The sequence below is a fragment of the Taibaiella sp. KBW10 genome (assembly GCF_003852495.1).
Lineage (GTDB): Bacteria > Bacteroidota > Bacteroidia > Chitinophagales > Chitinophagaceae > Edaphocola.
In genome coordinates this window covers 466,815-485,657 of sequence record NZ_QAJI01000003.1, presented here as the reverse complement: position 1 = coordinate 485,657, position 18,843 = coordinate 466,815, and the positions used below count along the sequence as shown (strand labels likewise).

Here is an 18,843-nt window from a genome sequence, read left to right as displayed (position 1 = left end):
AATACTTGAATTTTAGAATTGATTGACCCGACAAAAATACGCTAAAAAACAAACTGCATCACATAATCGTTCATGAAGTAGCCCCGGCCAATATCAATGTCCTCTTCTTCGAAGACCTCGAATCCTTGTTTTTCATAAAAGGTTTTCGCCTTATTGTAGCGGTTTACATTCAAAATAATGCGTGCCTGCGCCGCTTTTTCCGCGATTTCTTTGATGTAATTTAGTAAATGCAGTCCCAACTGCTTACCCTGTGCCGTAGGCAGTACATAGATTTTATGCAGTTTAGTCGTTTGTATTGCTGCATTGAGCTCGATTTCAGCAAATCCCTTTGCCTCCTCTTCATCGTAAATCAGGTAAAAGAGGTTTCCTTTACGAGACCTTTCTTTCAGGGTTTCAAAATTGTAAAACTCGGCCAACATATAAGCCATCTGTTCGGGACTTAAAATGTCTTTATAGGCAACCGGCCATGTGTTTTGCGCAATATCGGTAACAATGGGGAGTTGACTTTCAGCGATTGGGGTGATTTTTGGCTTCACGATGATGTTTTATCCTTTCGGCATTATTGAGGCTGCAAAATAAACTTATATCAAAAAAAAATTAAAATATACGCAATATTTTATTTCTAAAGTAGTTATTAATTTTGTAACATCGCGTACATTAAGCTACTTAAATTGAGAAAACACAGATATATATATTACTTCTTATTCTTTTTTGTACTCATATGGATACAGAACCTGTCTGCTCAAGACGCTAAGAAGGGCGGGCAGAACATTCCCGCCGGCACGCAGGATACGGTAAAGAAGAAGGTGATTTATGAAAAAAGCCAGTTAAAAGCCGGATCTCCCGAATACATTGACAGTATGAAGAGGGCGCGTCAAAACTATGTAGATAGCCTGAAGACGGCCAGAGCCGCGGAACTGGATAGTATGAAACGCGTGCAACAACGTATTTCAGATAGTACGATGGCGGCCAATAAGCGCTATAGTGATAGTATCAAATCTGTGTTGGATGCGCAAAGAGCGGCAAGATTAAAAAGTACCGATAGCCTTAAGGCGCTTCAAAAACAACGCTCAGACAGCTTGGCAAGGGCCAAGGCTTATAAAGAAAGTAAAGGATATAAAGATAGTGTTGCCCGGGTAAAACAAGCGCGGTTGGATAGCCTGACAGCTGTACGGAAACAACGGAATGAGCAAATGGCTTTGGAGCGGCAAAAAATACAGGATAGCATGCTGGCGGTGCGGAAACAATATAATGACAGCCTGAAAGCGATTGTAGATGCGCAGAAGGCCCGCAATAAGGTGATGAAAGATAGTTTGGCAGTCGTGAGGGCAGCCAGAACAGATAGTCTGGCCAAAGCGAAAGTGGAGCGGGAAGCGGCGAGTAAGAAAAGATCGAAAGACCGTGATAAAAAAGCGACGGCACGGGAGCGGGATAAGGAGCAGAAAAAACGGAATGCCTACAGCAACGAGAAAATGCGGAAAAAGAAGTGGAGTTTTATGCGCCAGGCATATCAGAACACCACGACCCGCTATAATTACTTCTATAATGCCAATCTAAAGATTGAGCAAACCATTAAGAACATGTTGGCCACCAACGCGAATAATTATGATTCGCTGTTGCCTTTATACCCCTTCGATCCGGACAAAGATTCGGCCCGTATGGCCAGCGATATGGACTCCCTCATTCGCAGGGCGGGTGTGGGCATACAGATTCATGATCCGAGAAGTAAATGGCAGGATAACCTCTATATGATCGTTGGTCAGGCCTATTATTATAAGGGTGATTATACCAATGCAGCCAATGCTTTTAAGTACATTGTAGCAACAGCAGAGGCGGAGAAAAAACAGAAAGAAAAGGAAAAGCAAAATAAATCGGGTAAAAAGGCTGAGAAGGTCGTTAATGACCTGGCCGAAGCGGAAAAGAAAAATATCTTCACTCATCTGTCTTCCAAGAATGATGCGATGCTCTGGCTGGCACGTACTTTAGCGCAGGATAGCCAGGTGAATCTGGCACAGACGGTATTGAATATGGTGAAGAGCAGCAAGAATTATAATAAAGATCTGGAGGGCAGGTTCGCCGCAGCACAAGCTTTTGTCGATATTAAGAAGAATGCATATAGTGAAGCGACAGACGATCTTGCAGTCCTGTACGAAGATCAGAAAATGCCGAAATGGCTTCGGGAACGGGCCGCTTACCTGAGAGGGCAGGTGCTGCAAAGAGAAAATAAGCTGGCCGCCTCAGACTCTGCTTTTGCAAAAGTGATCGACCTGAAACCCGATATGGAAATGGATTTTTATGCCAGGATTCATATCGTGAACAATAGCATTGAAACGGGTACAGGAGATGCAACAAAATTAATGGCGACTTTGGATCAGATGGCTAAAGAAGCGAAGTACAAAGCATTCTACGATAAAATATATTTTACCAAGGCGAAAGTTGCCGAACGAAACAATGATGCTGCATTAGCGATCACAAACTATAAAAAAAGTATTTCCGTTAATTCCGGAAATGTAGTGCAGCGCGGACTTTCTTTTGCTGCAATGGGTTCCTTGTATTATGGGAAGAATGATTATAATGAGGCGAAGAAAGCTTATGACAGTGCCATCGCATTCCTTACTATAGCCAACAATCCGGTCTATAGCATTGCGGTACAAAGAGCGAGTGCCTTAGACAAAGTGTCTATACCGGGCAATGATGCGAAGTATCTTGATAGTGTATTGACCTTAGCAGGCTTAAGTGAAAAAGACCAAAGAGCTGTTGCGAAAAAATATATTAAAGACCTGGAGCGCAGGATCAGCGACAGTACTTACAATGCACAAAATCCGGGAAATAATAGTCCTGTTTTGGCTGCACCGGTTACCTTGGGCTCTGGTGGCGGATCCTGGTATTTTGCTAATGCAGCTACCGTACAACAAGGGGTCAACAGTTTTAAGCAGAAGTGGGGAGAACGTACTTTGAAAGATGGCTGGAACAGAAGCAGTACCTATAGTGCGGGCAGCAGTAGCGCCGGTAATATTGAGGAACCGGAAGCGGACAACGATCCTTTGAAAAATCTGCCTACAGAAGAGGAGCTATTGGCACAGATACCTAAGGGAGAAAAAGATATTAATGCCTTAAAGGAAAAACTACAACAAGCCTTATTTGATCTGGGTACCGCCTATTACAAAAACATGGAAGATATTCCAATGGCGCTCAAAACTTATGATACCCTTGACCAGCGTTTTCCGGAGCATCCAAATCGGGCAGAAGAGCTATATTATCGCTATCTGATGGCTTTAAGTAAATCGGAAGTAAAACAGGCTGATGGGTATGCACAGGAATTAAAAAGCAAACATGGAGCTTCTAAATGGGCTACTTTGATCAGTACCGATGCGGCACAGTTGAACGAAAATGCCAGTACGGAAACGATCGAAGCACATTATGAAACGACGTATCAGACCCTGATGCAGCAACAATATCAAGAGGCTAAAAAGAGAGCAGATGGCGCACAGGCTTTATATCCAAATGTCTATGAGAAATTTGCCCGAAAATACAACCTGATCAGCATTGCATCCATAGCGGGTATGGGCGATTATACAATGGCCGATTCTTTGCTTACCGGATTTATCGCGCAGAACCCGAATGATGAAACAATCGGATGGGCGGGTGCTTTACAGAAATATGTAAAAGAAGCCATAAAGAGTGCTGCAGCGAATCCCGCTACTGCCAATTCTGCTGCTGCAGGACCTCAGGTGTTGCCCGGCGTCGATGCACCTAAAGAGTACACGTATAGTCCTGCGGGATTACATTATGTACTGATCAGTACACCTGTTGCCGATAGCCGTCTGTCGGGCTTAAGAGCGGGCTTAAAGGATTATAACCAGTCTAAGCGGAATAATAAAGAACTTGCGATTTCCCTCGTACCGGTCAATGAGCAAAGAAGTGCATTAGTGGTGAAAGAATTTAAAAATGCCGCAGCGGCGAAAGCTTACATTGCGGAGATTATGAAGGTCAATGCTTTGTTTAGAGAATATCCCGATGCTAAGGAATACGAGATCATCAGCATTTCCAGCTATAATATTATCAAGCTGTTTACCGATAAGGACTGGGCCGCTTACCTGTCTTTTTACAAGACAAAATATTAGGCAAAAAAATATTCAAATTTTTTGAAAAAAAGTTTTGAAGAATAAAAATTGCGTCTTATCTTTGCAATCCCAAACGGGGAAAAAAGAGAATCTTCCTTAGCTCAGTTGGTTAGAGCACCTGACTGTTAATCAGGGGGTCGCTGGTTCAAGTCCAGCAGGGAGAGCCACCATAGGAAAGCGTTTCAGCAGTATTGTTGAAACGCTTTTTTTATTTTCGTTACACAATGCGGACACAAAAATGGGATCAAATTAAAAAGTTGTGGAGGAATAAAATTTAAGCGTAGAGTTTGGCTAATCTGAAAAGGAAGAATTCAGGATCAACATCAAAAGTTCATTGATTTTTGTGGTGTAATACCATTTTTCTTTAAAAGTCAATTTTTCTGGGAATATTACACCAACAAGCTTGTGTTTGGTATTTGCAGCAGCAGAAGCATAATATTCGCTAACGTTCTGCAATAAACCTATGCTATAATTCATATACTTATTCAGGTCAGGTGAAGCTTTGGCAAATGTTGCGTGTTGCATTACCAATTCGTTCAGGTCATTATTTAGTTTAGCTATTATACGGGAGTAATTTTCATCACTAATGCCACCGTCTGCATATTTATAGTCCATAGTGTTTATACGACCTTTTAAATCTTCAATTTTCGCCTCGACCTGCTTTTTACGACCACGCCTGTCCACATCATTTGTATTGAAAATATCATCCAACACATGGGTAAATAAATCTACTACTTCCCCTGTTGGCTGAAACGTTTGCAAATATTCTTTAAACAACTTATCAGCAACATTGGCATTTGTCCTATGGTTGCAGGCATATTTGTTAGTTTAGCAATGGTAGTATGGCATCCTATTGCCGTAAGGTCTGTTTTGGTTTATACTCCCCCTGTTAAGGTACGTTCACACTTGGGGCAAATTAAAAGCCCTCTTAATGGAAAGGCTCCACTAACGCTATCTTTGGATTCTTTAAATGGCTTACGCTTGCCTTGGAGTATACTTTGAACGGTGTAAAAAATATGCTTATCTATCAATGGCTCATGTAAACCTTACACTATTTCTTCGGGTTCTTCTTTAGTTTTAGGAACTAATATCTTGCCGATATATAAAACGTTTGCCAGCATATTGAGAAAGTCTTGCTTTTGCAAGTCAAGCCCTCTTTCCTTTGCAATTCTCCTAACTTCCTCAGCACTATAAATACCCCTAGCATATTGCTGAAATGCCCATTGTACAATTATGCCTTTCCAATTTCATATAGCGCACATCACGAAGTACTATTATTCAAAGCCAATTACGAGGCAAGCTATAATTACTATTGCGACTTGAGGGATAGTAATGAATACGAAGTTATGCCGCCATGTGTATCGGTATAGATTGATACAGGTGCAAAAAATATTTTGTATTCAGACAATTATATCGCAACCGCTGTTGCCCCGACTGATAATACAAAATACGATAGAACTAACTGGAACAACGCTTTGGGACAAGAGAGTTACCATGCCTTTTACATTGATTGCGACCCCATAATTAGAGTTTTTGAATTACAGGGTAATGAGTTTACAAAGCCTACAGAAATACTGGTTATTGCCTCCGATAATACCATCATGGTGAGAGTCAACAATAAAATACCATTGCAGGTAAAAGTGGAAATGAAAGGTATTTTGTTTTTGTGCAAGGATTACCATCAACACATTTTACCAGATTTGGTAGTGGGCATGTTGCTTGATATTACAAGATTGAAGTAGCAAATACCCCATTATGATGCAAGAATACCTTGAAGCCCTTGCTACTATTATATTTCTTGTTTTGAGAACTGCCCCGTTTAGAAGTCGACTGTATAAGTTGTAGCTATACATCAGGTACAACCATACCAAGAGTGAAATAATAGTTCGATGGTATTGTTACTTTAATTGTATCATATGCCCATTTATGTATTCTCCTAAAGAAAAACATTGTAATTTTTGAGTAAAATATCTTTAGATAAATCACTAATTTATAGTAGATTAATAATCTATAAAAAATGGTATTTTTGATTACAAAAAGCAATTTTCCTATTAAATACGACCAATATAAAAATGACATTATTATAAGATGATACCTGAAATAAACAAAAGCTCAAGGCACTCTAAAATAACTGGAGACTTTGCCGAGAGCTTAATTCTTTATTGGCTTTCAAAACACGGATTTGAATCTGCAAAAGTTGACCATACAGGTATTGATTTAATTGCGAGAAACCCTGTTACTAAAGAACTAATGGGAATTTCTGTAAAAAGCAGATCAAGGGGCACAGGAACAGAAAAAACTCACTTAAATATTCCAAACGATAATTTTGAAAAAGTTGACAAAGCCTGTGAGGCATTTGGTTGTGTACCATACTTTGCTATATTGGTTGACAGGAGCAATATTATTGATATCTTCATTTTAAGCAAATCAAAACTCTTAGAACTATTTCCATTAGGAAAAGCGGTGTCAATTTGGAAAATGGGTGATAGCTATTTAGAAAGCTATAAAAAGGATAAATCTATAATTCAAATAGAGTTTAGGTATGATACAATTAATTGGTGGGATAAATTGAGTGGGTAAAGCGTTGCTATCGCCAAGCCCTGCTCGTTAGCCGTCATGCTGCGGCGATAGCGTTAAATTCAAAGCAGACCTTTTTGACATCCCTAATTAAAGACAAAGACCATCATAATGCTAATAGGACTAATAAAATGGTTTGACACCGAAAAAGGATTTGGAGCAATAGACACATATAAAGAAGGAGAATTTTTTCTACACACAAATAACTTTCTTGAAAAACCGAGTAAACTTGTAAAAGGGACTGCTATCGTTTTTAAAAAATTAATTGACCCAAAGAAAAACCGCAATACTGCAGTTAATTGCAAGCCAGTATCAACACGAGAAGATTTTTCTCTTATTCTTAAATCCCTAACTGAACAAGACAACATTTCAATTGAAAAAGAAATAAGGGGCACAAGTAGACATGGTAACACTTATTTGAGAAAAGAAAGTGTTCCATTTAGTGTAAAAGTTACTGCGACAAGTCAACTTTTTAAAAGCATTGACACGGATACAATCAAATCTTTTATACTGGAGTATTTTGACAAGGAGTTAGAAAAAGAAAACTTTATAACATTTTGTGAGTTTATTGAAGCGAGAATTAGTAAAAATATTTCGTCTGAAATAGCAGAACCCTTAATCAATGAAATATTTGAATATTTTAAAGGGAAGCTAAATGACAAAATTCTTTTTAGTGTTTGGAAAACAAAGAAGTTTAAGTATATAGCTTATGCAGAAAAGCAAGATTATGAAATACCAATTGAAGTCCTAAGTAAATTTTCAAATGAAATTGGCATTCCTGAATTAAATAGAATAAAGGAATATGATTTTGGAAATGCCCTTTGCGAAAGCATAGCACTTAATAGAATTGAAATATCAAAAAAAGAAACAATAGCCGAAATAAGAAACTTGCTGCTTTTATTGCCTTTTATTTTAACTGAAAAAAAGGAAGCTATTACCCAACAATTTACAATTTTACTTACTACTGCGTATCGAAAAGAAATTAATGAACAAGCAAATTCCTTTAGCGAAATTCATACAAATGAGGATTTCAATAAGCACAACAGGTTAAAACAACTCATTGGAAGCGAAGTAACAGAAAAAATAAAGAATGAACTTACTGTTGAAATTGATAACATTATTATAGCCAAATGCACCGAAAACTTCAAGGTAAGTCTTTGGCTTAAAGGATTAATTCAAAGCATTCCATTTGATTTAATCAATAAAGAGTTTCTCAAATGCGATAGCGAAACTAAAATATCCATTCTTAAAAAGATAGCTTTAGCAGAACAGTTTGAACTTCTAAAAAATTATAATCGACAAAATACATTTGAACAGACTTTTGAAATCCTTGAAAACTATCTTAAGTCAGAAAATTCGCTACCTTATTATTTTGAACTCAACGAAAAAATATTTGATAGAGAATTTTTGAAGGACAAAATAGGCAATAGCCTTTTAACCTTATTTAATGATTATGTTTCTCATACAGCAACCGAAGATGAAAAATACAATCTGTTTTTCAAAGGTTTAACACAAGACCTTTCTTTAACATTGGCAATTAAAAATGCAGCATCATTAAATACAAATCAATGTGAGAAGCTTTTCAAAACCTATTCTTCAAATCAGGGATTTATTTACGAGTGTCTGAATACAAAAGTCGCTGCAGCAAAACAAGAAGATTTAAAATGGATAGTGACATTTGGAAAAGAATATTTGGAAAATGAAATATTTGGAAAATTCGACAGTGAAATATTTGCCACTCTAACCCCTGCAGATTACTTTAAACTTTGGGAATATGGGAAAGTAAATATTTTTCCAGAAAGCTACATTGCATCTATCCTCAATGAAAAATACGAAGATTACAACAAGTTAAAAAAATGGATAACTGACGGACTTGTTTCATTAGAGAAAATAAAATCATTCTTGCTTAGCTATTTAAAAGAAAACCAAGAAGTATCGGATAGAATTATTTTTTACAGACAATATAATCACATCAAATGTTTAGTTGATTTAGACAACAGCACCGTCAGTAATATTGAAGACTTTAAAAATGATTTTTATTCAATTATACTTTGGTTTTTAGGTAGTGGAATAACTTTTGACTTCGACTTATTAGCAAGCAAGTTTATTTACTTTTCACTCGATGACCAAGTTAAAATCATTCGCAAATTATTTTTCCTAAAAGCAAATGGAACAATACAATTAGCAATTAGTGATTTAAACAAACTAACCCGTGTTGATTTAGACCTTTACAGAACCAGCAAAAGGTTCAACCCGGAAACTCCACTTGATATTTCAACAGAAATCATATTAAGTGCCTTGCTGAGTTATACTCAAACAAATAAATTTCTGGTTGAAGGTCAACTTCTTTCTTTGGTTTTACAAAGTTTAGGTGCTGACAAAAAAAGAAAATTAAAGCTTACCAATTACTTTGAAAACTGCGGTGGAAGATTAAATGCAGAATTTGATTGGAGCAGGAATGGAAATATTTCAAAAGTAAGTTTCGGCGAAGGGAGATTTTATTTCGCAATTGAATTTGAGTATGACCCAGGCTTAGTTGAAGCGGTTAAAAATATACCTGGAAGAAAATGGAATAACGACACAAAACTTTGGGGAGTTCCTTCACAATATGAAAAAGAGGTATTAGAATTTGCAAAGAGCCACCGTTTCTTTTTAGACTTTGAGGGTAGCAACTATGCTAACAATACACATTTAGCCAAATTTTTAAGAGGTGAAGTTCCAAACGGAATTTCATTCTGCGAAGGGCGATTAGCCAATAGGCAAGACGAACTTTTCAAAAAAGAGTTTTGGTGGTGTGGTAATCAAAAGTGCTTTCAGAAATGCGAAACCTATCACAGCTTAGAGCAGTGGGAATCATATACACTTCTTGACTTTTGTGAAATATTGGAATTAAATACTGATGAAACCAATCGTATGAACGATTTCATTCTCAAAGGGCATTACTATCAGTTCATTGGTTTAATAAATCGCTTTAACAGGTTATTGGACAAAATATATTGCCATGAGTGTAACGAAATGCTTCATCCGGTGGACACTTCACATTTTGCAGCACATAATGTTGTAAGATTTTGCTGCGAAAATGACAAGTGCGGACAGCACAAAAAGGAAGTTTACTTAAATCATTGCCTAAATGGACAATGTAATTCTATTGTTGACAGTAGGGTTTCTAAAAGCTGTAAAAACGGCTTGTATATTTGTGAAAATTGCGGAAGTTGCTGTTCACACAGCATGCTTCAAAGGCGATTAACGAATTTGCAAACAACAGGTGGCTATATACATCAAAACCTAATAAAATGTGTAAATGAAAAATTGGGACATCTTGAACGAGCGGAATATTTTTGCTACAAGTGTAAGGACGAAATGCAGGAAACAAGTGCCGACATATTTGTTTGCAGCAAATGCAATGTAAAGTATGACACAGTCAGGTATAAAATAAAGCGACCACACAGACATTTAAGGACGACAAATACAAACTATGGAGCAAATGACTTTGATACTGATTTTACATAGCGACACATGCGGTATGACGAATAGCACGAACGGCTAACATGGGGTTTGCCAAAATGGGGGCAGACGGAAGCAGCGTTTCAACTTCTGTTTTTCAATTTGGCTTCATATCCGGCTTGACGTTAGTAATTTAGCTTTAGAATATGTCATCAACTTTTTATCTTTATTTAGTAGCAGTTAGCCTATATGTTTTAGAATAAACTTGGTTTTAATCATCCCTGGATGAAAGAAGCATCCCCGTTGATGCACCCCCTCCTAAAATTATTTTTTGTCTATAAACCTATCCAATAATAGGCTTTAGAAAAGATTTGGGGTCTAATAGTTTTTGCCCATACGCGGTTTTAAACTATAGCATAAATCTTGACAAATTAAGGGTTCAAGACAACTTCTGTATTAGAGGCTGTTCTAAAAAGCTTCGTGGTGTAAGGCTGCCTGTGTATTATATAATAGTGTTTAAAGGCTTAAAAGGCACTTTAGAAGGTTTTGATTAATGACTCAAATGGGTAATAGTTCCCTAAAAGCATATATTTCAGCCAGATTTTGCTCCAATTGGTGTAATTTTTCACCAGTCAGGTGAGCCACCACAGGAAAGCGTTTCAGCAGTATTGTTGAAACTTTTTTTTTATTTTCGTTACACAATGCGGACACAAAAAGGATCATGAAAATGGCCTGAGTATTTATAGTTGGCATTTTAGCGCAGATTTCCAATTAAAGAAGATTGCATCAGTCCAGTCGTCCAATATTATTCCGGTTTTTTATCTGCGCCTGATGCCATTGGCATTACTTTTCTATAACTTATTTTTTTATAACCTTTTTTGTTTTTGTTCCGCCAGAAGACGTATGTTTTTACAGGGACATTTAACCGGAGTGCAGAAAAAGAAGGTATTATGGTCTATAAGCTTAACACCGCAAATGGTTGGTTGTGAAAACACCATTCATTTATGAAATATTAAATCCCTCCTATCTGACTATTGGTGCTGATCCCGGCTATATATAATATGCGCCTGTACGGAAACACAAACCCAAAATTCGGGGTTACGTCAGGAGCTTTCGTTTTGACCCCTTAAAAGGGAAATGATACTTTATGAAAAATAGAAAAGCTTTGGGCATAACTGGTATTGTTAAGCACAAACCGGAATAATAATTATTTACTTAAGGTCAACTATTATTCAGGCGGGTTTCAAAGCATTTAAACCAAGAATTATTGGAACTGCCGCTTTCTCCTGTTATCGCATTAGTATGTTGCAGCACAGGAAACCGTTTGTTATTGAATGGTTAAACATTAACTTTTCAATAACTGTGCCTGTGCGCTAAATTTGTTCTTAATAAAACAGGTTATCTATGGGTAAATTTATTAAGCTGCAGCTGGCTAATGGCAGAAACTATAGTCTGGACATACATCATATTGTATCCTTTAGATTAATATCACAAAATCCCTTAGCGCTTATCAGAACCTGTATCATCAACCGGTTTGGCGGGAAGATTTATGTAAAGCAAACTCCCGCGATGATTATGTTGATGCTGAACCACGCACGGTATTCGGGCGTCAGCAACTATTAATTAAATGCATGAAAAGTCATCCCGCTACTTGTCCTCTTTGTGCGATGATGATTATCGCATCATACTTACTTTAGCACCTATATCAGGTGCTTTTTTAGCGCTTCACTACTTTGATCCTCTGTTGGGCTCCATTTTTATTTTGCAGGGCCAGGACATACAAACCTGCAAGAAATTGATGCATATCTATGCTAGCCTGTGCTTCGGATAATGTGCCTTGTTGGAGGGCACTGCCGAGACTGTTGTACATCACAAATTGTACGGGCTCCTGAAGACCGTCTACAGAGAGTATCCCGGTAACCGGGTTTGGGAAAAACCGGATACCGGCTAAACCCTCACGCTCATTGATCCCTACGCCACTTGTAGCTATGGTTTTACAAATGCGATTACTGCCGCAGCTATTGTAAGCGGTGGCACATACTGTATACGTTCCGCTTGCAGCATACGTTTGGGAGCTATTCAGGCCCGTTCCGCGATTACCATTACCAAAATCCCACACCACGCTGTCTACCGGCATCGTACCCGTATAACTGAAATTGATCGTGTTGCTGCCAGAGCCATTGCTGTTGGTAAATTGTGCGATGGGAACCGTGCAATTGCAATTTGCGGCGCCGAATCTGGCCACAAACCAATCCGTTTCTCCCCCGCTGTTCAGAAGGGTATTGCCCGCCACGGTAAGGTCATTAAAGAATTGGCCACCTAGGTAATAATTACCTTTTTTATCATGGGTAATGATTGCCGGCATTTCTTCTGCACCATAACTGCTGATCAAGGTATCGATACCCGATACGCTGCCGGTCTGCATATTTAAGCGGGCAAGGAAGACATCCGAACCTTCATTCATGCCTTGTTGCAGGCTGATATTATCCCATTTTAGTTGCTGGTAAAAATTGCCGGTTATAGCGAGTTCGTTGTTTGCAACCGTAATATTATAACTGTTGGCCGCGCCAATTACCGAGGCATTTACCGCCCATACAATATTACCGCTTATATTCAGCTTTGCTACAAATGGACAAGGCCATTCCAAAGTAGACAGGGTATTGGTAAACGTGTGCCCGTTAAAACTCTGCCCGTTAAAGGTATTACCGGTTATGTATATATTGCTTTGTTCATCAATGGCAGGTCTGCCACTGATCATGCCGGCCGTTTCATAAGCGGGATTGGTGGTGGCCGATTGCCGGGTCCATTGTTCAAAACCCGCGCTGCTGAAGCAACCAATATAAGATGCTTTGTTCACATTGATGCCACCAAAAGTCATTGTTCCAAAGCTCGCATCATAATGTCCGGCAATATAATACCTGCCGTTCTGATGATCCCTTTTAAAGCGGCTTTGTTGTAGGTTATATAAGTTTTGGCCGCCGCCCGAGCCACCGGCAAGTGTTATGGCCATTGGGGTGCCTCCGAGAAAGGTGCCGGATGCATTATAACGGTACACATAGATGCCCGGGATGCCTACTACATAAGTCCCATTGTAGATACCCGGGTTAAGATAGCAAAAGGCGAACAGCTCGCCGTTAGGCGCTACATCCATATCGACCAGCCCGGTGTAGGTTATTGCCGCCGGTCCTACCGTATCTGCCTGTGGCATGCGCAGCCATTGATAGTTACCGGCAGTATCATATTTTACGATAAACATGCTTTTATTGGTATTGCCCAATGCGGTGTCGCTATCAAAATGAGTATAGCCAAGCGTATTATTACTGATGGTGTACCCACCAACATACACACCGCCCAAGGTATCTGTCCGGAGGCTTTTGCCACCGCTGGAGGTATAACTCCCAATCACTTTCATCCACCGGAAACTACCACTGCAATTCCAGCTGGCTACGATGATATTACCTGAGGACAGGTTATTGCCATATCCGGTATGTGTATGTCCATCCACATTAATACCCATATTTGCACTGCCCAATACATAGATATTGCCGTTCTTATCTGTGGCCATATCGGAGATCTTTTCGAAGCAGCAGGAATTGACTGCCGAACTGGAGCTACCGCCACGTTTGCCCCATTGCCAGGAGGGCTGGGCCTTTACCGATTTCAGGGCAAAGCAGCTGAGCAGGAGTAAAACAATTTTAGAGGTAGAGATGTATTTCATGGTATTGGTTTTTTTAAGAAGACATACTTTTAAGAAGCAAGGTTTGCATTACCCCGTTGTCCGGATAATCAATACAAAAAATAAAAAGCTACTTAATATTAGGTAGCTTTTTATTATATAAATGGATCCCGGTTATTTCCCCTTCTTATTGGCTTTATAACGCATATCTGCTGTGCCATCTTTTTTTGTAGGGCCTGCAGCGGGCTTAGTCTTTGTTTGATTTTCTTTATAGCGCATGTCCGGCGTACCATCGGCTTTTAATTTAGTGCCACTTGTGGTTGATTGTGTTTCTTTCTTTGCCGCTTTTTTAGAGGTAGCCGTAGTAGACTGTGCATACAGGCCGGTGATGCTAAAGATCAACACCAGCAGGATGGTTAAGAACTTTTTCATAATTAAGTTGTTTTTTTTGATTATGCATATAAAATTAAATGATTTGTTTCATATATCGCGCATGTAAGTGCTGATTTTTTGCAGCGCAACTTGTTAAATATTGGGAAAATAATGATTTGTAATTTAATTGTCATTTCTAAAAAAAAGATGTGTGCATCTCCATTAATTATGCAACCTTTGCAGACTATTTTTTATATAGACGAAGTCATAGTACATGCTCAAAAAATACTTATTGGTTATTACAGCCCTGATGGTTTGTAATAACACCTTTGCTCAGGAAGAAGAGAAAAAGGAAAAGTGGCAGTCTGGTTTAACACCTGCTCAGAAATTGATTGCCAATACGGGCGAGGACTTGTTGACGGGCGGTAACGCCGGTGAAGCCTCTACAGTAATCTCCGGTTATGGAGAGATGTCTTTTAAAAGAAATGTTGCGTACAAATCCTCTAAAGCGAGCCTAGATCGTGTCGTCCTTTTTGTAGGGCATCAGTTCAGCAGCCGTATTTCCTTTTTCTCGGAATTGGAAGTGGCCGATGCCCGTGTAGAAGGAGGGAGTGTATTGGGTGAGATTGGTATGGAGCAGGCTTTTCTTAAATACAGTTTAAATCCCAGACAATATTTTATTGCGGGGTTGATTACTCCCAGAATAGGAATTACCAACGAAAACCATCTACCAACTAATTTTAATGGTACCGAAAGGCCTCAGGTCGAGCAATTGGTTATACCCACCACCTGGCGCGAACTGGGTATTGGTTTTTACGGGCAAATGAGTAAGTTCCCGATTGCCTATTCTATTGCTGTTTTGAATGGTTTTGATGCCGCTAAATTCCAGCATGGATTCGGTATTGGAAAGGGGAGTGGCGGCGGTCAGTCTGTAGCAGCCAACAATCTGGCACTTACCGGATCGTTAAGAGCGTATTGGGGCGATTTTCAGGTACAGGTTTCCGGATATTATGGCGGTTCAATTGGACTGAGTCCTTATACGGCTGATAGTCTGGGTATTGAACATGGTGCCTTTGCCGCACCGATTACCATGGGAGAGGCCAATGTACAATATGCAAAAGATGGCTTTAATTTTAAACTATTGGGGGCTTATATCTATAATCCCAAAGCATCGGATATCAACCGGACTTTTGCCAACAACACGGCAGAAAAAACCTATGGCTTATATGCAGAGCTGAGCTATGATGTATTGAATAATGCTTATAATGCAAACAGGACGAATAAATCGCTGATCGGCTTTGTGCGTTACGAACGTTTAAACCTGAATGCGGCACTTCCTGAAAACGGGATTATGGATGGTACACTGGATCAGCACCATGTCATTGCCGGAGTTGGATTCTTCCCGGTGCCTAATGTGGCAGTCAAGGCAGATGTGCGGTATACGCATACCGGTCCTTTTAATAAAAATTTACAGATCAATCCCGCACCGGTCGTTAGACCATATGCGGAAGATAATTATACCATTTCTTTTGGTATAGGATACTCTTTTTAATAATTTATGAAACAAGACGGGATCAACAGAAGAGCCTTTATAAAATGTACCGGAAAAGCCTGTGGTGCCATAGGTTTGGGCTTTGTATTCGGAACAGCCTTTCTGCAATCCTGTGCCTCCGGATTGTCTGTACTGAAACTCAGTGCGACAGACGGAACTGTATCGATACCCTTATCACAATTTGAACAATCCAATTATGCTTTAATCAGGGTAAAAGATTTTCCTTTTGACTTGGGGGTACAAAAAACGGAGCAAAATACTTTTCTGGCGCTGGTGCTTATGTGCCCGCATGCCAATCAACCCCTGACCAAAACAGGTTCCGGTTATTTTTGTACCATGCATGGCAGCCGTTTTGCCAAAGACGGGGCGGTGGTAAAAGGCCCTTCTGCCAGGGGAATGACGGCATTGCCGGTAGAGCTGAGTGCCGATCGGTTACTGATTCATACCGGAGGGTTTAAATATTAAACACGTAATTATTTTATCTCATCATAAACACATAATAATAATCATATGAATATGAAAAATGTCTCCAAAGTTTTAGGCCTTGCCCTATTGTCCGGAACGGTATTCTTTACCAGCTGTAAAGACAAGACGCCCAAACCAACAACGCAAACCTTTACCGAACTGGAGCAAGCGACATTGACTGATTTTGTAAATGTGGTGGGTAATCCTTTGTATGCAAAATTCGAAGCCCTGGCAGGAGAATTAAAAACAGCCGTACAAAATTTATCCAGTAACCCAACACCGGCAAACCTTGCGACTGCGCGCACCGCATGGAAAAATGTGCGTGTGATCTGGGAACAATCTGAAGGTTTTCTGATCGGGCCTGTAGATGATCTGAACTATGATCCTTATATGGATACCTGGCCTACCGATCATAATGCCATGGACAATTTGTTATCCAGCACCACACCGATCACCGTATCTTATCTTGCCGGTCTGGATGATCCGGAAGATGCTACAGAACTGACTTTACGTGGATTTCATCCCTTAGAGTATTTATTATGGGGTTTAGGAGGCAATCGTGATGCCAGCACCATTAGCGCAAGAGAAAAAGAATATATGGTGGCTTTAGCCAGCGATATTTATAATAACGTTAGTGCTTTAAAAGCAAGTTGGTTACCGGGTTCTATTTATTTTGGCAACAAACTGATCACACCGGGATCCGGAAATGATCTGTACACGAATAAGAAAGAAGCCTTAGAAGCCCTGGCCAATGCCTTGATCGATATCTGCTCTGAAGTAGCCGGTGGAAAAATGCTCGAACCATATGAACCAAACCCGGACAGCACAATTACAGAATCGCCTTATGCCCATAACTCTATTGCCGATTTTAAAAATAACATTATCGGTGCGAGAAATGTATATACCTGTACGTTTAACGGGGCTACCGGCAAAAGCCTGAGTGATCTGGTTGGTTTCAATAACAAGACGCTGGACCTGGAGATCAAACAAAAATTTGAAGTGGCCATTAATTCTTTTGATGGATTCACCACTACATTTGAAAGTGCGATTTATAACCAAAGAACTCAGGTGCAAAATACTTTGAATGCTTTGAATGCTTTGAAAACAAGCCTTGATGATAAATTGATTCCTTATATCCGTCAGTACGTTAAAGACTAGACGCATTCCTTATAATCTTAAAAGAAAGTTGGTGGCTTAAAGGCTGCCAACTTTTGATATATTAATACAGTATTTGTTTTCGGTAAAATAGTAGCAGAATGAAAAAAGTCCTTGTCGTTGTAATGCTCATGTCCATTGTGTTTACAGGGATAGTATGTAAGAAGTCCACGACCTTTAGTGATGAATTTTATGACACCCGGTTATCGGGTGGTGCGGCTACAGTTTTTTTATCGAATGCAAAGGCTTTTGGTTCTTCTATTGATGGCTTATCTACCTGGGATTCCTATATACATGATGTGGGCGACAAATTGTTTGCACAAACATTTATCTCTTCTCCTGCACCACACTTTCAGGGCCTGGGGCCGATTTACAATAATGTTTCTTGTGTGAGTTGTCATCATAACGACAGCAAAGGGATTCCTACTGCAGGATTGATAAATTCCGGCTTGCTGACCAGGATCAGTATTCCGGGCGAAGGTCCGCATGGCGCTCCTTTAGATATTCCCGGTTTCGGTACCCAGTTGCAGGATAAGGCCGTTTCCGGAAAAACACCGGAAGGGAAACTTAGTATTAATTACGAGAATAAAATATTTACCTATCCCGATGGCAGTACCGTAACCCTGCGTAAACCTTCTTACAGTATTACGGCTGCTTATATGACGCTTCCGGCCAATCATATGATTTCCGTTCGTTTAGGGCCACCGGTTTTTGGATTGGGATTACTGGAATTAATTCCGGAAGAAACGATTCTGGCCTTATCTGATGAAAATGACCGTGATGGGGATGGGATCAGCGGCAAGGCCAATTATGTATGGAATCCGGTGAATAATCGCATGGAATTGGGCCGCTTCGGCTTGAAAGCCAATAACCCTAGTTTGTTGGTTCAGGTTGCCGGCGCTTACCACCAGGATATGGGCATTACCAATCCTGTATTTTCCAGAGAAGCCGCTTTCGGACAAGCGCAATCTGATGGATTAAATGATGATCCTGAAATCTCAGACAGTATGTTGCGTGCCACTACTTTTTACATTCAGTCCTTAGCCGTACCGGCGCGCCGGAATGTAGATGATGTTACGGTGCTGAAAGGACAACAGCTCTTCAATCAATTAAACTGTAAAGGCTGTCATACTCCGCTGGTACGTACCGGTGTAGACCTGCGTATGGCTGCTTTATCCAACCAAAGGATACAACCTTTTACCGACCTGTTATTACATGATATGGGTGTTGACCTGGCCGATGGAAGACCCGATTATAAAGCTACGGGCTCAGAATGGCGTACCGCTCCTTTATGGGGTCTAGGCTTATTGCCCAGGGTAAATGGGAATGCTGTTTTCTATCTGCATGACGGCAGAGCGCGTACACTGGAAGAAGCGATTCTTTGGCATGGCGGAGAAGCAGAACGATCTAAACAGCAATTTGTACAGTTATCCAAAACAGACCGGGATGCCTTGCTTCGTTTTCTGCAGTCGCTATAG

General features: G+C 39.9%; 12 protein-coding genes and 1 tRNA gene. 9 read left to right on the top strand and 4 right to left on the bottom strand.

The window, feature by feature from the left end:
- Positions 1–41: 41 nt before the first annotated feature.
- On the bottom strand, positions 42–536 hold the full coding sequence (locus DBR32_RS06415) for a GNAT family N-acetyltransferase (protein WP_199724378.1): 495 nt from the start codon (positions 534–536) through the stop codon (positions 42–44).
- Positions 537–671: 135 nt separating this feature from the next.
- Between DBR32_RS06415 and DBR32_RS06410 the strand changes: the two genes are divergently transcribed.
- Together DBR32_RS06410 and DBR32_RS06405 are read left to right on the top strand one after the other, a co-directional pair.
- On the top strand, positions 672–4,124 hold the full coding sequence (locus DBR32_RS06410) for a tetratricopeptide repeat protein (RefSeq protein WP_124635469.1): 3,453 nt from the start codon (positions 672–674) through the stop codon (positions 4,122–4,124).
- A gap of 90 nt (positions 4,125–4,214) precedes the next feature.
- Positions 4,215–4,291, top strand: a tRNA-Asn gene (locus DBR32_RS06405).
- A 124-nt stretch (positions 4,292–4,415) separates the two neighbouring features.
- On the opposite strand, the gene DBR32_RS06400 is transcribed toward DBR32_RS06405, so the two are convergent.
- Positions 4,416–4,901, bottom strand: a complete 486-nt coding sequence (locus DBR32_RS06400; RefSeq protein ID WP_124635468.1) for a hypothetical protein — start codon at positions 4,899–4,901, stop codon at positions 4,416–4,418.
- A 1,311-nt stretch (positions 4,902–6,212) separates the two neighbouring features.
- On the opposite strand from DBR32_RS06400, the gene DBR32_RS06390 reads away from it, so the two are divergent.
- The 3 genes from DBR32_RS06390 to DBR32_RS06380 all read left to right on the top strand — a co-directional run bounded on the left by DBR32_RS06390 (position 6,213) and on the right by DBR32_RS06380 (position 11,768).
- The gene (locus DBR32_RS06390) at positions 6,213–6,704 is read left to right on the top strand and encodes a hypothetical protein (RefSeq protein ID WP_124635466.1); all 492 of its coding nucleotides are present in this window, start codon (positions 6,213–6,215) and stop codon (positions 6,702–6,704) included.
- A gap of 108 nt (positions 6,705–6,812) precedes the next feature.
- Positions 6,813–10,211, top strand: a complete 3,399-nt coding sequence (locus tag DBR32_RS06385) for a cold shock domain-containing protein (protein WP_124635465.1) — start codon at positions 6,813–6,815, stop codon at positions 10,209–10,211.
- A gap of 1,338 nt (positions 10,212–11,549) precedes the next feature.
- Complete coding sequence (locus DBR32_RS06380) at positions 11,550–11,768, top strand: hypothetical protein (protein WP_124635464.1); 219 nt, start codon at positions 11,550–11,552, stop codon at positions 11,766–11,768.
- A 94-nt stretch (positions 11,769–11,862) separates the two neighbouring features.
- On the opposite strand, the gene DBR32_RS06375 is transcribed toward DBR32_RS06380, so the two are convergent.
- Both DBR32_RS06375 and DBR32_RS06370 read right to left on the bottom strand, forming a co-directional pair.
- The gene (locus DBR32_RS06375) at positions 11,863–13,863 is read right to left on the bottom strand and encodes a PKD domain-containing protein (RefSeq protein ID WP_124635463.1); all 2,001 of its coding nucleotides are present in this window, start codon (positions 13,861–13,863) and stop codon (positions 11,863–11,865) included.
- 132 nt (positions 13,864–13,995) lie between these two features.
- On the bottom strand, positions 13,996–14,253 hold the full coding sequence (locus tag DBR32_RS06370) for a hypothetical protein (RefSeq protein ID WP_124635462.1): 258 nt from the start codon (positions 14,251–14,253) through the stop codon (positions 13,996–13,998).
- A gap of 214 nt (positions 14,254–14,467) precedes the next feature.
- On the opposite strand from DBR32_RS06370, the gene DBR32_RS06365 reads away from it, so the two are divergent.
- The 4 genes from DBR32_RS06365 to DBR32_RS06350 all read left to right on the top strand — a co-directional run bounded on the left by DBR32_RS06365 (position 14,468) and on the right by DBR32_RS06350 (position 18,843).
- Entirely contained in the window at positions 14,468–15,745 is a 1,278-nt protein-coding gene (locus tag DBR32_RS06365) for a hypothetical protein (protein WP_124635461.1), read from the top strand.
- Between the two features lie 6 nt (positions 15,746–15,751).
- Positions 15,752–16,210: a ubiquinol-cytochrome c reductase iron-sulfur subunit gene (locus DBR32_RS06360; RefSeq protein ID WP_124635460.1), complete on the top strand. Its 459-nt coding sequence runs from the start codon at positions 15,752–15,754 to the stop codon at positions 16,208–16,210.
- A gap of 51 nt (positions 16,211–16,261) precedes the next feature.
- On the top strand, positions 16,262–17,368 hold the full coding sequence (locus tag DBR32_RS06355) for an imelysin family protein (RefSeq protein WP_233559676.1): 1,107 nt from the start codon (positions 16,262–16,264) through the stop codon (positions 17,366–17,368).
- 98 nt (positions 17,369–17,466) lie between these two features.
- Positions 17,467–18,843: a di-heme oxidoredictase family protein gene (locus DBR32_RS06350; protein ID WP_124635458.1), complete on the top strand. Its 1,377-nt coding sequence runs from the start codon at positions 17,467–17,469 to the stop codon at positions 18,841–18,843.

What these genes read in the sequence shown, in the direction of transcription:
- DBR32_RS06390 (WP_124635466.1), top strand. Translation starts at nt 6,213, where the DNA reads ATGATACCTGAAATAAACAAAAGCTCAAGGCACTCTAAAATAACTGGA.
- DBR32_RS06385 (WP_124635465.1), top strand. Translation starts at nt 6,813, where the DNA reads ATGCTAATAGGACTAATAAAATGGTTTGACACCGAAAAAGGATTTGGA.
- DBR32_RS06380 (WP_124635464.1), top strand. Translation starts at nt 11,550, where the DNA reads ATGGGTAAATTTATTAAGCTGCAGCTGGCTAATGGCAGAAACTATAGT.
- DBR32_RS06375 (WP_124635463.1), bottom strand. Translation starts at nt 13,863, where the DNA reads ATGAAATACATCTCTACCTCTAAAATTGTTTTACTCCTGCTCAGCTGC.
- DBR32_RS06370 (WP_124635462.1), bottom strand. Translation starts at nt 14,253, where the DNA reads ATGAAAAAGTTCTTAACCATCCTGCTGGTGTTGATCTTTAGCATCACC.
- DBR32_RS06365 (WP_124635461.1), top strand. Translation starts at nt 14,468, where the DNA reads ATGCTCAAAAAATACTTATTGGTTATTACAGCCCTGATGGTTTGTAAT.
- DBR32_RS06360 (WP_124635460.1), top strand. Translation starts at nt 15,752, where the DNA reads ATGAAACAAGACGGGATCAACAGAAGAGCCTTTATAAAATGTACCGGA.
- DBR32_RS06355 (WP_233559676.1), top strand. Translation starts at nt 16,262, where the DNA reads ATGAAAAATGTCTCCAAAGTTTTAGGCCTTGCCCTATTGTCCGGAACG.
- DBR32_RS06350 (WP_124635458.1), top strand. Translation starts at nt 17,467, where the DNA reads ATGAAAAAAGTCCTTGTCGTTGTAATGCTCATGTCCATTGTGTTTACA.